Source organism: Mesorhizobium sp. CNPSo 4661, assembly GCF_057784215.1.
In genome coordinates this window covers 242,431-254,882 of sequence record NZ_JBWGIO010000012.1, presented here as the reverse complement: position 1 = coordinate 254,882, position 12,452 = coordinate 242,431, and the positions used below count along the sequence as shown (strand labels likewise).

Sequence of the window (12,452 nt, the reverse complement as noted above, 5' to 3'; positions counted from 1 at the left end):
CTTCAACCTTGACCGCCGCGACAACCCGCTCGCGCAAATCCATCGAATATCCAGCCATCGATGCTGGCCTCCTGCCCAGCATCGATGTTGAATCAGATCATTGCTGATTTGGGAATCCAACGACTCCTACAAATCTCATCCCGCTCTAGCTACCCTCTGTATCGGCGAACCGCACCAGCACCGTGCCGTCGCTGACCTGCGCGCCCTCGGTCGCAATTTCGGCGATCACGCCGTCATGCGGGGCGGCGATCATGTGCTCCATCTTCATCGCTTCGAGGATCAAGAGCGGCTGGCCCTTGATCACGGCATCGCCCGCCGCGGCGCGCACCAGCTTGACAAGCCCCGGCATCGGCGCGCGCAGGCTGCCAGAGGCCGCTCCCGCCTCGTCGGCCTTGGCGAGCGGATCGGGAACCGTAAACGTATAGCCGACCGCACCCTCGAAGACGGTGACGTGGCCAGGCCAGCGGACGGCATGCGGCATGGTCCTCAGATCATGCGTGTTCACCGCATCGTGCGGAGCCTCCAGCGCCACCTGGAAGCGGCCGTCCGGTCGTGCCGAAACCCTGGCCAGGATGTTCTCCTCACGACAGTGCAGGCGGATGCGGCGCGCGAGCGCGTGGAAATGCGCATAGCCGGAAAGCGTGGACCATGGATCGGCCGCTGGACCCGGCGCACCGGCGTCCGTCGCGGCAAGCGCCGCGGCTGCGATCGTCTCGTCGCCCGGCGCGGGAATGGCGGTGAGCGCCTCCTGATGCCGGCCGATCAAACCGGTATCGACGTCGCCCGCCGCGAAATCGGCGTCGGCCGCGAGCGCCGCCAGGAAGGCGGTGTTGACGGTCGAGCCGGCCACTTCGGTCCGGGCAAGCGCCTCGCGCAGCGCGCCGAGCGCCGTGGCCCGGTCCTTGCCGTGCACCACCAGCTTGGCGATCATCGGATCATAGAAAGGCGAGATCGCGTCGCCGGCACGCACGCCGGTCTCGATGCGCATGGCGGCGCCTTCCGTCGCAGCGTCCGGGAATTTGAGATGATGCAGCGTGCCGGTCGCCGGCAGGAATCCCTTCGCGGCGTCCTCGGCATAGAGGCGCGCCTCGAAAGCGTGGCCGGCAAGCGCGATGTCGCCTTGCGTTTTCGGCAGTTTTTCGCCGGACGCGACGCGAAGCTGCCATTCGACCAGATCGACGCCGGTGACCATCTCGGTAACAGGGTGCTCGACCTGCAGCCGCGTGTTCATCTCCATGAACCAGAAGCGGTCGGCCTTGAGCCCCTGGGAGGCATCGACGATGAACTCGATCGTGCCGGCGCCCGAATAATTGATCGCCTTGGCGGCCTTCACGGCCGCCTCCGTCATTGCCTTGCGCAGCGCGGGCGTCATGCCCGGGGCGGGTGCCTCCTCGATCACCTTCTGATGGCGGCGCTGCGCCGAGCAGTCGCGTTCGTAGAGATGCACCGCATTGCCGAAATTGTCGCCGAACACCTGGATTTCGATATGGCGCGGCTTGTCGACATATTTTTCCACCAGCACGCGATCGTCGCCGAACGCCGCTTTCGCTTCGCGCCGCGCGCCGGAAAGCGCCTCCGAGAAATCGTCGGGGTGGTCGACGCGCCGCATGCCCTTGCCGCCACCGCCGGCGCGCGCCTTGATCAGGACGGGGTAGCCGATCTCGCGCGCCTTGGAGGCAAGCAGCACGATCTCCTGCGCCTCGCCGTGATAGCCCGGCACCACCGGCACGCCGGCCGTTTCCATCAGCCGCTTGGCGGCGTCCTTCAATCCCATGGCCCGGATCGAGGCGGCGGAAGGGCCGATGAAGACGAGGTCCGCCGCCGTCACCTTGTCGACGAAGTCGGGGTTTTCCGACAGGAAGCCATAGCCGGGATGGATGGCTTCTGCGCCGGTGGCGAGTGCCGCCGCCACGATCTTGTCGCCGCGCAGATAGCTCTCGCCGACGGGCGAGGGGCCGATATGCACCGCCTCGTCGGCCATCTCGACATGCAGGGCCTTGGCGTCCGCATCGGAATAGACGGCCACGGTGCGCACGCCGAGCTTGCGGGCGGTCCGGATGACGCGGCAGGCAATCTCGCCGCGGTTGGCGATCAGGATCTTGCCGAACATGGAGCCTCCGCAGCTAGGGCGTGTTTCGAGCGACGCGGGCGTTCCTTCGCGCCCCCCTCTGTCCTGCCGGACATGTCCCCCCTTAGGGGGGAGATTGGCAGCTTCGGCGCCGCCGCTTTTCTATCAAGGATGGTGATTGGCGAAAGCCGCAACGACAATCGATCTCCCCCCAGGTAGGGGAGATGTCCGGCAGGACAGAGGGGGGCGCTGTCCCGCCAGCCTCTCAATGTAAAGAAATTCGGCCCGCGATCTACTTGGACGCGGCTATGCTGCACGCCCCACTGGTCTGGAACTTGTACCGCTTCAAGCCGCCCTGGCAGTTGCGCAGCGCCAGATCCTCCGCCGCTTGCTGGCTCTTCGCATTCACGGACAAGCCGCAGATGAAGAACTCCGTCATCCGGGCGATCGGGGTGGAAGCGTAGGCTGAATGCCCGCCTGCGGCGATATAGGCATTGTAGGCCTTGCCGCAGCCTCCCTTCGTGCCGAGCGGGAAGAAAACCGGATAGCGAACGTCGCCCTTGCTGCCTGCCAGCGCCCCGGCCGCCCAAGCGCCTGGCGTTACAAATATTAGCGATCCTGCAAGTATCGAGACGGCCGACTTGCGGCAATATTTCAAGATCATTTCCACCCCAGCCCCATTGCCCAGTGCAGGATGAGCAATAGCGAATATTTTGGCCGGTCGCCAGTTCGCCGATGAAAATTCGTATTTGCCTGGAGCGGTGAATCTCTTGGGCCATAAGTTCAGCCTTCACCAATGGCAGCAACGGCATACCGGTATAGTTCGGCGGTTGGGTCGTCGAAGCAGCAGAAAATAACGGTCTCCGGCAACGCATTTTGCCGCAAAAAATCGCGTGCGGTACCGACAGCAACGCCGGTCGCTTCGTCCTTCGGATAGCGGTAGATGCCGGTCGAGATCGCCGGAAATGCCACCGTCCGACAATCATGGCCGAGTGCGATTTCGAGCAAGCGCCGGTAGCAGGAGGCGAGCAGTTCGGCTTCGCCCTTGCCGCCGCCCTGCCAGACCGGTCCGACCGTGTGGATGACGTAGCGCGCCAGCAGCCGATAGCCCTTGGTCAGCTTGGCATCGCCGGTCTTGCAGCCGTTGAGCATCCGGCATTGGGCGAGCAGCTCCGGCCCGGCGGCGCGGTGGATGGCGCCGTCGACCCCACCACCGCCGAGCAGTGATGAATTGGCGGCGTTGACGATAGCGTCCACCGAAAGCCTGGTGATGTCGCCGGTGTGGATGCGGATCCTGTCGCCAAGAGTGCTCATCGTCACATCCTGAACACGCCGAACTTCGTCTCCTCGACCCCGGCATTGAGTGCCGCCGAAAGGCTGAGCGCCAGCACCTCGCGCGTCCTGGCCGGATCGATGATGCCGTCGTCCCAGAGCCTTGCCGAGGAATAGAGCGGGTGGCCTTCATGCTCGTATTTCATCAGGATCGGCTTGCGGAATTTAGCCTCCTCCTCGGCGCTCCACTCGCCGCCCTTGCGCTCGATGCCGTCGCGCTTGACCATGGCGAGCACGGTCGCCGCCTGCTCGCCGCCCATCACCGAGATGCGCGCGTTCGGCCACATCCACAGAAAGCGAGGCGAATAGGCGCGGCCGCACATGCCGTAATTGCCGGCGCCGAACGAGCCGCCGATGATGATTGTGAGCTTCGGCACCTTTGCTGTGGCGACCGCCATCACCAGCTTGGCGCCGTCCTTGGCGATGCCGCCGGCCTCGTATTTTCGCCCGACCATGAAGCCGGTGATGTTCTGCAAGAAGACCAGCGGAATGCCGCGCTGGCAGCAAAGCTCGATGAAATGCGCGCCCTTCAGGGCGCTTTCCGAGAACAGCACGCCATTGTTACCGATGATGCCGACCGGCATGCCATGCAGATGCGCAAAGCCGGTGACCAGGGTGGTGCCGTAATTCTGCTTGAACTCGTCGAACTCCGAACCGTCGACCAGCCGCGCGATCACCTCGCGCACATCGTAGGGCTGGCGCAAATCCGTCGGCACGACGCCGTAAAGTTCCTGCGGATGGTAGAGCGGTCGAATCGACTTCTGCAGATCGAGACTTACGGCCTTGTGCCGATTCAGGTTCCTGATGATGCGCCGGCAAATGGCCAGGGCGTGTTCATCGTCCATGGCGTAGTGGTCGGCAACGCCGGAAAGCCTGGTGTGCACATCGGCGCCTCCGAGCTCCTCGGCGCTGACATCCTCGCCGGTGGCGGCCTTCACCAGCGGCGGGCCGCCGAGAAAAATGGTCGCCTGGTTGCGCACCATGATCGTCTCGTCCGACATCGCGGGCACATAGGCGCCGCCGGCAGTGCAGGAGCCCATGACGCAGGCGATCTGCGGGATGCCGGCCGCCGACATGTTGGCCTGGTTGTAGAAGATGCGGCCGAAATGCTCGCGGTCGGGGAAGACCTCGTCCTGGTTCGGCAGGTTGGCGCCGCCGCTGTCGACCAGGTAGACGCAAGGCAGGTTGTTCTGCAGCGCGATCTCCTGCGCCCTGAGATGCTTCTTCACCGTCAAAGGATAATAGGTACCGCCCTTCACCGTGGCGTCGTTGACGACGACCATCACTTCCCGGCCCTCGACGCGGCCTACGCCGGTGATGATGCCGGCCGACGCAATGTCTTCGCCATACATCGACCAAGCCGCGAACTGGCCGACCTCGAGGAAGGGCGAGCCGGTGTCGAGCAGTTGCGCCAGCCGTTCGCGCGGCAAAAGCTTGCCGCGTGAGACGTGGCGTTCGCGGGCTTCATCGGAGCCGCCGCGCTCGACGCTTGCCGCCTTCTCGGCGATATCGGCGACCAGTGCCCGCATGCGCTCGGCATTGGCGCGGAAGGTGTCGGACGAGGGGGAGATCTGAGAGGCGAGGGCGGGCATTGACGAACCTCAAATGATATCATATTTTAGTATCACTTCGGGCTCTCGCCCCAACCCCGAGAGGAATTGTATTCGATATTGGGAGGGGGGAAAGTCATGAAGACAGCGCATCGGCAGACGCTGGATAAGATATTTGCAAATCCGGTCAGCGCTTCGATCAAATGGCGAGATGTTGAGGCTTTGCTGGTTGCGCTCGGCGCGCGAGTGTCCGAAGGACGCGGCTCGCGGGTCCGATTCACATTGAATGGAATAACGCTTCGATTGCATCGGCCGCATCCATCGCCAGATGCGAAAGCATACGTGATCCGAGAGGTCAGGACTTTCCTGATGGAGTCAGGTGTTGAACTATGAAGCCTTACAAGGGATATTTGGGAACGATCGAGTTCGATGAAACCGATGTTGTGTTTCACGGTCGTATCGTGGGTATTCGCGACATCTTCACATACGAAGCCAATTCGGCAGAAGAATTGCTGACGGCTTTTCATGAATGCGTCGACGACTACCTCGAATTTTGCGCTGAACAGGGCAAGGAGCCAGAAAAACCATTTTCTGGCAAACTCGCTCTGCGCACCACGCCGGAAGTCCATCGTCTTGTGAGCCGAGCGGCCTCCAGCGACGGCAAGTCGATCAATCAATGGGTGTCGGACACGCTCGCCGAAGCGGCCCGTAAGCGGATCGACGAAGGTTCGACGAAGGTGACGACCCGCGCGCATTAAACCCCCTCCGCCATGATCTCGCGGCCGATCAGCCAGCGGCGGATCTCGCTGGTGCCGGCGCCGATCTCGTAGAGCTTGGCGTCGCGCAAGAGCCGGCCTGTCGGATAGTCGTTGATATAGCCGTTGCCGCCGAGCAGCTGGATGGCGTCGAGCGCCATCTGCGTTGCTTTCTCGGCCGCGAAGAGCACGCAGCCGGCGGCATCCTTGCGCGTGGTCTCGCCGCGGTCGCAAGCGGCGGCCACCGCATAGACGTAAGCGCGCGCGGCGTTCATCGTCGAATACATGTCTGCGAGCTTGCCCTGCACCAGCTGGAACGTGCCGATCGGCTGGCCGAACTGCTTGCGCTCATGCACGTAAGGGACCGCCACGTCGAGGCAGGCCGCCATAAGCCCGATCGGGCCACCGGAAAGCACCGCGCGCTCATAATCGAGCCCCGACATCAGCACCTCGACACCGCGCCCTTCCTCATGCAGCACATTCTCGAACGGCACCTCGACATTTTCGAAGACGAGCTCGCCGGTGTTGGAGCCGCGCATGCCGAGCTTGTCCAGTTTTTGCGCCACCGAAAAGCCCGCCATCGTCTTCTCGACGATGAAGGCTGTGATGCCGCGCGAATGTCGTTCGGGATCGGTCTTGGCGTAGACCACCATCGTTCCGGCATCGGGGCCGTTGGTGATCCACATTTTCGAGCCGTTGAGCACATAGCGGTCGTTGCGCTTTTCGGCGCGCAGCCTGAGCGACACCACGTCCGAGCCGGCGCCTGGTTCCGACATTGCCAGTGCGCCGACCGTTTCGCCCGAGCAAAGGGCAGGCAGGTACTTCTCCTTCTGCGCCGGGGTGGCCCAGCGGTTGATCTGGTTGACGCAGAGGTTCGAATGCGCGCCGTAGGAGAGACCGACCGAGGCCGAAGCGCGCGAAATCTCCTCCATGGCCACGACATGCGCCAGATAGTTCATGCCGGTCCCGCCGAAATCGGGGTCGGCGGTGATACCGAGCAGGCCAAGCGCGCCGAGCTCGCCCCAAAGATGCGCGGGAAATTCATTGCAACGGTCGATCTCGGCCGCGATTGGCGCGATCCTGTCCTGAGCGAAGCGCCGCACGGTGTCGCGCAACGCTTCGATGTCGGGATCAAGTCCGAAGTTCAGCGTTTTCGTGTACATGCCGTTCCTCCCTGCGCACGCCCCGGTCCTCGCGGAGATCGTGCCCGTATCAGAGTACCACGGCGTCCCTGGCGCGCCCCGAGGGACGCGCGGTGCCATGGCTGATTGTCGCGCCGACCAGGCGCATTGTCATCGAAAGATATGTCGTGGTGACTTCCGCGATCGACAGTCGTTCGCCCGGCCGGAACCAGACGATGACGCCGGTCATCATCTGGATCAGTGCCATGGCCGTGAGCCCGGTGTCGTCGACCTGAAAGACACCGGCCTCGGCGCCGTCGCGCAGGATGGTGCGCAGTTCCTTCTCATAGGCCGTGCGCATCTTGAGGATCTGTGTCAGCCTTTCATGCGAGAGGCTGCGCAATTCCATGTTCGAGACATGGGTGGCGTGGCGCCGCCCGATATGGAAAGCGATGTGGTTTTCGACATAAGCGGCGAGCCGGCTCTCCGGGTCGGCCGTGGCCGGTCGCGCCACGCCCCAAGCTTGCAACAGGCCTTCCATATGCTCCCGCATCAAGGTGAAAAGCAGGTCTTGCTTGGTCGGGAAATAACGATAGAGCGCGGCCGCCTGCACGCCGACCTCCGCCGCCAGCTGCCGCATCGACATCGCCTCATAGCCGAGGCGCGCGATCAGGTTGACCGCCGCCTCGCGGACGGCCGCTTCGGTCTTTTCCCCGTCGGAGCCTGTGGTGCGTGCCATGTTCGCCTCCAACGGCAATAATAAAACGAACGTTCAATTAATTCAAGATGCATCGTGCACCCATTCCTTCCTTGGTTTGCGAAGACAAGATGAGGCTAAAGCAAGTCTCCCGAAAGTGAGTCCGGTTTCGGGACAAAGACATGCTTAAAATCAAAAACTTAAAGCAGGTCGCGTGAATCCTTTTTCACGCGACCTGGTTTAGTTCCTCAACACAGAAGTTTTGACCGGTTGGCTCGTGTGCGTTGGCAGATCCTCTGCCTTGGCGATTGGCCGAGACACCTATCGTGGTCGTCATCCACGGGCGGAGCAAGGAGCGAAGCGACGCGCGCAGACCCGAGGATCCATGCCGTGACATGAAAGCGTCGCAGCGGCCCAGAATTCTGCACCGATGCACACTTCGGTCTCGGTAACGGCATGGATTCCAGGGTCTGCGCGCGTCGCTTCGCTCCTTGCTCCGCCCTGGAATGACGAGGCTCAGGAGCCTTCAGCTTATCGCCAACGTTTTGCGCTGACGACTCCAACGGACGTTGATGACCTTGCTCGACAAGCCCGCAATCTTTCAAAATCACTGTGTTGGGGAACTAGGTGACGATCCTGAAGTCCATAGGCGCGTCGTCGGTCGCTTCCTCGATCTCGACCTTCGAGACGAGCGCGCCCCGTGGCCCTTGCCACAGGCGTTCGATCATCGCCGTGACGGCGGCATCGGCGCCGGCAATCAGCGCGGCGACCGAGCCGTCGCGCTCGTTGCGCACCCAACCCGTCAGTCCGAGACGCGTGGCTTCGCCGCGCGTCCAGACACGGTAGCTCACACCTTGCACCGTGCCGAAAACGCGCGCCCGAACGGCTCTTTGCTCACCTTGCATCGTCCGCTCCAGAACCTTCGCCCATCAATCTGGAGCACGAAAGGTCAAATGCAACCGGTTTGAGGGATAGGTGCCCGGTGGATTAGTTAATTGACTCAGTCAACCAATGAAGAAATTATAGGATGCAGTGTCTCCAAGGAGGTCGGTATGCCGCACGAAGCCCTGGTCCAAGAGATTCGTCGCTTCAACCGGTTCTATACCGGGCTGGTCGGGCTGCTCGATGAGACCTTGATGCATAGCCCTTACACGCTGGCCGAAGCCCGCGTGCTGTTCGAGCTCGGGCGCAAGGCCAGACCGGGCGGCGGAAGGGCTGGTTTGCTGGCGCGCATGTTTCATCTTGATCTGGCGCCCGCGGCGTCCGAGCTGGCCGGCGAACTCAGCCTCGCCCCTGCCTATCTCATGAAGGTCCTTCGAAAGTTCACCGCCATGGGACTGGCTGAAATGCGCGATGGCCCGGAGAACGGCCAGCCCGTTCTCATCCTGACCGAGCGGGGCAAAGCCGCGCTGGTCGAACTCGAAGCGGCGACGAACCGCGACCTTGCCCGCCTGATCGTCAAGCTCGAAGACAAGCAAGCCGCGGAGCTTTTCGATACGCTGAACCGCGTGACGCGCCTGCTGGCAGCCGCCGGAATGTGAATTGCCGATCTGCTCCGGGAAGCACATTCTGCTCCCTGGGAAGCAGGCATATGGGCCAGGGTTCGGTCAGTTCCCTCGCGCCGCCGCGAGCGCGCCCGGAAGTTCCTCGGCGAAGATGTCGAGCTCATGGTCGAGGCCGACGCTCACCCTTATGCAGCGATCCAGCACCGGCACCATCGGCTTGCGGATGAACACGTCGCGCGACAAAAGGTTCTGCATCACCTTCAGCGCGAAGACGCCGTCGCGGCCGCAATCTACCGTGACGAAATTGGTTGCCGACGGCAGTGGCTTGAGATCGTTCTGCCTGGCGATGGCTGAAATGCGCTCGCGGCCTGCCGCCACGCGCGCCACCACCGAGTGCAGATAGTCCTGGTCGGCAAGCGCCTCGAGGCCGGCGATCTGCGCCATGCGGCTGACGCCGTAATGGTTGCGGATCTTCTCGAAGTCGCGGATCACCTCCGCCTCGGCCACGGCGTAGCCGCAGCGTATGCCGGCAAGGCCGTAAGCCTTGGAGAAGGTGCGCATGCGGATAACGTTCGGCCGCGCGACGTCGATCGCCGGCAGCGCCGTGGCCGGTCCCAGCTCGCCATAGGCCTCGTCGAGCACCAGCATGGTGGTTTCCGGAAGCGCTTCGATGAAGCGGACGACATCCGGCGCTTCCCACCAGCTTCCCATCGGGTTGTCGGGGTTGGAGAGATAGACCAGCGGCGCCCTTTCGCTCGCGACCTTGGCGAGAAGCCCGTCCAGGTCCTCCTTGTCGTCGGCATAGGGGACCGTCACCAGGCGGCCGCCGACGCCGGCGATATGGAAATTGAAGGTGGGATAGGCGCCGAGCGAGGTCACCACGGCCTCGCCTGGGCCGACATACATGCGCGCCACCAGGCCGAGCAGGCCGTCGATGCCTTCGCCGACGACCACGTTTTCGACGGCCACGCCGTGATGCGCGGCGGCCGCCACCTTCAGCTCGTAATTGTCGGGGTCGCAATACATCCACTGGTCGCGGGCGACGCTCTCCATCCGGGCGATGACGCGCGGCGAAGGCCCGAAACTGCTTTCATTGGCGCCGATGCGGGCGCGGAACGGCCGCCCGCGCTCACGCTCCTGCGCCTCAGGGCCTACGAACGGCACCGTGGTGGGAAGCGCACCGATGATCGGCGTGAGGGAAGGGCGCTGGCGCATGGCAAAAGCTCGCGTGTGAAGGAAACTCTTGCTAGCGCGGGCGGCACATGCAGGCAAGCTGAACGAGACACGCCATTGACCACGGCAGTGGTCGACACTTCAATCCCCCGCCTTCCGATCAACTACGTTTGCATCGCTGGCGAAGGCACACGGTCAGTCGATTAGGTGTCGTCCTCGCCGCAGCGGCGTCCGAGGCGGAAGCACGTGCTCCGACTGGATTCTTGCCGCCGGTTTTGATAGCGAGATGGGATGAGCAATCGATTGCCGCCCGCCTGGGCGAAGCACCTTAAAATTCGACCCTCGGGAAAGGCTGCGCCGCCGAACGTTGTACCGACGAAAGCCCAGCCGAAGGTCGGTCTGCCTCGCAGCCAGGCCGACGACATGCTGTTGAGGCAGGCGCTCGAGTTTCAGAAAGCCGAGCGGCTGCCGGAGGCCGAGGAACTCTGCCTTCGCGTCCTGGAGAGGGCGCCAAACCATCCGCTGGCATTTTATATCTTGGGAACGCTGGGGCTCGGATACGACAATGAGAAGGCCCTGCGGTATTTTGCCAGAGCTCTTGGAGAGGAACCGCGGAACCCTTACTATCATCTTAGCCTAGGTGAAACCTATCTCCAGCTCAGCGAATTTAGGGAGGCAATCAGGCACATTCAGAAAGCACTCGATCTGAAGCCGGACCTGGTGGAAGCGCTTTGCGCCTTGGGCGCCGCTTACAATGACTTTGACAAGGGGGAAATGGCGCTACCGCTTTTTGAAAAGGCGCTTGAGATCGACCGAGATCATCCGATGGCCCGGCTGGGGCTGCCCCGTGGACTCGCAAGCCTCGGTCGTATGGACGAAGCCGCTGTTCATCTGAAAGACGCAATAGAACAGCGCATCGCGGTGCCGGTCGCCTACAATGCTCTTGTGCACACGCGCAAATTTACGGAAGAGCCAACGGAGCTTGCGGCGATCCTGGCGGAGCTTCGAGATCCGGGCCTTGAACCGGAAGACGCATCGGCGCTTCATCACGCCGCCGGAAAGGTGTTCAATGACCTCTGCAGATACAAGGAGGCGATAGAGCACTTCAAAGAGGGAAATCGAGCCGGGGGCGATAAATTCGATCTGGAAAACTACCGACGCTGGGTCGATTCCATGATCGAGACTTTTACACCGGAACTGGTGGCCTCGAAGGCAGCTTATGGCAATCCCTCAGAGCTACCTGCATTCGTGGTAGGAATGCCGCGCTCGGGCACGACGCTGACAGAGCAGATCTGCGCCAGTCATCCCGATGTTCATGGCGCCGGCGAGCTCAGCAAGCTTAGGCGAGTAGCCAACGGGATCGGCTTCGGCGACCGTTCCACCGCGAACCTCGGTGAATCGATCGCGACGATGACCCCCGATCTGACAAGGACTTTGGCCGAGCAGCATCTTGCCTATCTGCGCGAGCGTGCCCCTGATGAGCTTCGAATCATCGACAAGATGCCCCACAATTTCGAGTTGGTCGGCCTGATCGGCATTCTGTTCCCCAACGCGCGCATCATTCATTGCCGCCGCGACGCTATCGACAATTGCATTTCATGTTTCGTGCTACAGTTCAGTAGAGCGCACAGCTACAGCGCCGATCTTGAAGTGCTGGGGCTCTACTACAGAGAATATGATCGCTTGATGCGCCATTGGGGCAGGATTTTCCCCGGACGTATCTTTGAAAATCGCTACGAGACCTTGATCGAAAATCAGGAGGAGCAGTCGCGTCGGCTAATAGACTATCTCGGGTTGTCCTGGGATGATGCATGCCTGCGCTTTTTTGACAAGGATCGCTCGGTAAATACCTACAGCCGCTGGCAGGTTCGCCAGCCGATCTACAAATCGTCCGTCAAGCGGTGGAAGAATTATGAAAGCGAGATTCAGCCACTGATCGATGCGTTAGGGGATCTGGCCGAGATTTGATCGAACAAATCGATCCGCAAGGGCTGGCGCCAGCAGCCAATCTCGCCGAACTACTGGTTCGTCGAGCAGATTGATTAATGCATGTCGCGCAAAAGTGACCTCGGTTTTGCGGCAACGACGTGCATCAAACAAAGGACCTAAAGCATGTCTCCCGAAAGTGGTCCCGGTTTCGGGACAAAGACATGCTTAAGATCAAAGACTTAAAGCAGGTTGCGTGAATCCTTTTTCACGCGACCTGCTTTAAAGCGCGTCGACTGAATCCGTTTCAGCGCGACGCGCCCTA

General features: G+C 62.1%; 12 protein-coding genes. 4 read left to right on the top strand and 8 right to left on the bottom strand.

Translation table 11 applies throughout. The features are described 5' to 3' along the window. Nucleotides 1–145: 145 nt before the first annotated feature. The 4 genes from AC0YKC_RS20090 to AC0YKC_RS20075 form a co-directional block, all read right to left on the bottom strand. Nucleotides 146–2,110 (bottom strand): acetyl/propionyl/methylcrotonyl-CoA carboxylase subunit alpha, encoded by a 1,965-nt coding sequence (locus tag AC0YKC_RS20090; RefSeq protein ID WP_488512268.1) that lies wholly within the window; start codon nucleotides 2,108–2,110, stop codon nucleotides 146–148. 250 nt (nucleotides 2,111–2,360) lie between these two features. Beyond that, entirely contained in the window at nucleotides 2,361–2,732 is a 372-nt protein-coding gene (locus AC0YKC_RS20085) for a hypothetical protein (protein WP_488512267.1), read from the bottom strand. A gap of 119 nt (nucleotides 2,733–2,851) precedes the next feature. After that, a complete protein-coding gene (locus tag AC0YKC_RS20080) occupies nucleotides 2,852–3,382 on the bottom strand; it encodes an O-acetyl-ADP-ribose deacetylase (protein WP_488512266.1) in 531 nt (176 codons plus the stop codon). A 2-nt stretch (nucleotides 3,383–3,384) separates the two neighbouring features. After that, complete coding sequence (locus AC0YKC_RS20075; RefSeq protein WP_488512265.1) at nucleotides 3,385–4,992, bottom strand: carboxyl transferase domain-containing protein; 1,608 nt, start codon at nucleotides 4,990–4,992, stop codon at nucleotides 3,385–3,387. 96 nt (nucleotides 4,993–5,088) lie between these two features. Between AC0YKC_RS20075 and AC0YKC_RS20070 the strand changes: the two genes are divergently transcribed. Together AC0YKC_RS20070 and AC0YKC_RS20065 are read left to right on the top strand one after the other, a co-directional pair. Continuing rightward, nucleotides 5,089–5,343, top strand: a complete 255-nt coding sequence (locus AC0YKC_RS20070; protein WP_488512263.1) for a type II toxin-antitoxin system HicA family toxin — start codon at nucleotides 5,089–5,091, stop codon at nucleotides 5,341–5,343. Then, a complete protein-coding gene (locus tag AC0YKC_RS20065) occupies nucleotides 5,340–5,708 on the top strand; it encodes a type II toxin-antitoxin system HicB family antitoxin (protein WP_434721834.1) in 369 nt (122 codons plus the stop codon). The genes AC0YKC_RS20070 and AC0YKC_RS20065 overlap by 4 nt, the downstream gene beginning before the upstream one ends. Here the strand turns inward: AC0YKC_RS20065 and AC0YKC_RS20060 are convergent. The 3 genes from AC0YKC_RS20060 to AC0YKC_RS20050 all read right to left on the bottom strand — a co-directional run bounded on the left by AC0YKC_RS20060 (nucleotide 5,705) and on the right by AC0YKC_RS20050 (nucleotide 8,428). Beyond that, the gene (locus tag AC0YKC_RS20060) at nucleotides 5,705–6,868 is read right to left on the bottom strand and encodes an isovaleryl-CoA dehydrogenase (RefSeq protein WP_488512261.1); all 1,164 of its coding nucleotides are present in this window, start codon (nucleotides 6,866–6,868) and stop codon (nucleotides 5,705–5,707) included. The two genes, AC0YKC_RS20065 and AC0YKC_RS20060, sit on opposite strands and share 4 nt — an antisense overlap. A gap of 49 nt (nucleotides 6,869–6,917) precedes the next feature. Beyond that, nucleotides 6,918–7,565 carry a TetR/AcrR family transcriptional regulator gene (locus AC0YKC_RS20055; RefSeq protein WP_320294946.1) on the bottom strand — a complete coding sequence of 216 codons (648 nt, stop codon included), beginning with the start codon at nucleotides 7,563–7,565 and terminating at the stop codon, nucleotides 6,918–6,920. A gap of 581 nt (nucleotides 7,566–8,146) precedes the next feature. Continuing rightward, on the bottom strand, nucleotides 8,147–8,428 hold the full coding sequence (locus AC0YKC_RS20050; protein WP_488512260.1) for an acylphosphatase: 282 nt from the start codon (nucleotides 8,426–8,428) through the stop codon (nucleotides 8,147–8,149). A 147-nt stretch (nucleotides 8,429–8,575) separates the two neighbouring features. Between AC0YKC_RS20050 and AC0YKC_RS20045 the strand changes: the two genes are divergently transcribed. After that, a complete protein-coding gene (locus AC0YKC_RS20045) occupies nucleotides 8,576–9,064 on the top strand; it encodes a MarR family winged helix-turn-helix transcriptional regulator (protein WP_488512259.1) in 489 nt (162 codons plus the stop codon). Nucleotides 9,065–9,130: 66 nt separating this feature from the next. Here AC0YKC_RS20045 and AC0YKC_RS20040 read toward each other — a convergent pair whose 3' ends face one another. Then, a complete protein-coding gene (locus tag AC0YKC_RS20040) occupies nucleotides 9,131–10,243 on the bottom strand; it encodes a pyridoxal phosphate-dependent aminotransferase (protein WP_488512258.1) in 1,113 nt (370 codons plus the stop codon). Nucleotides 10,244–10,492: 249 nt separating this feature from the next. Between AC0YKC_RS20040 and AC0YKC_RS20035 the strand changes: the two genes are divergently transcribed. Further along, nucleotides 10,493–12,169, top strand: a complete 1,677-nt coding sequence (locus AC0YKC_RS20035) for a tetratricopeptide repeat-containing sulfotransferase family protein (protein WP_488512257.1) — start codon at nucleotides 10,493–10,495, stop codon at nucleotides 12,167–12,169. The last annotated feature ends 283 nt before the right edge of the window (nucleotides 12,170–12,452 follow it).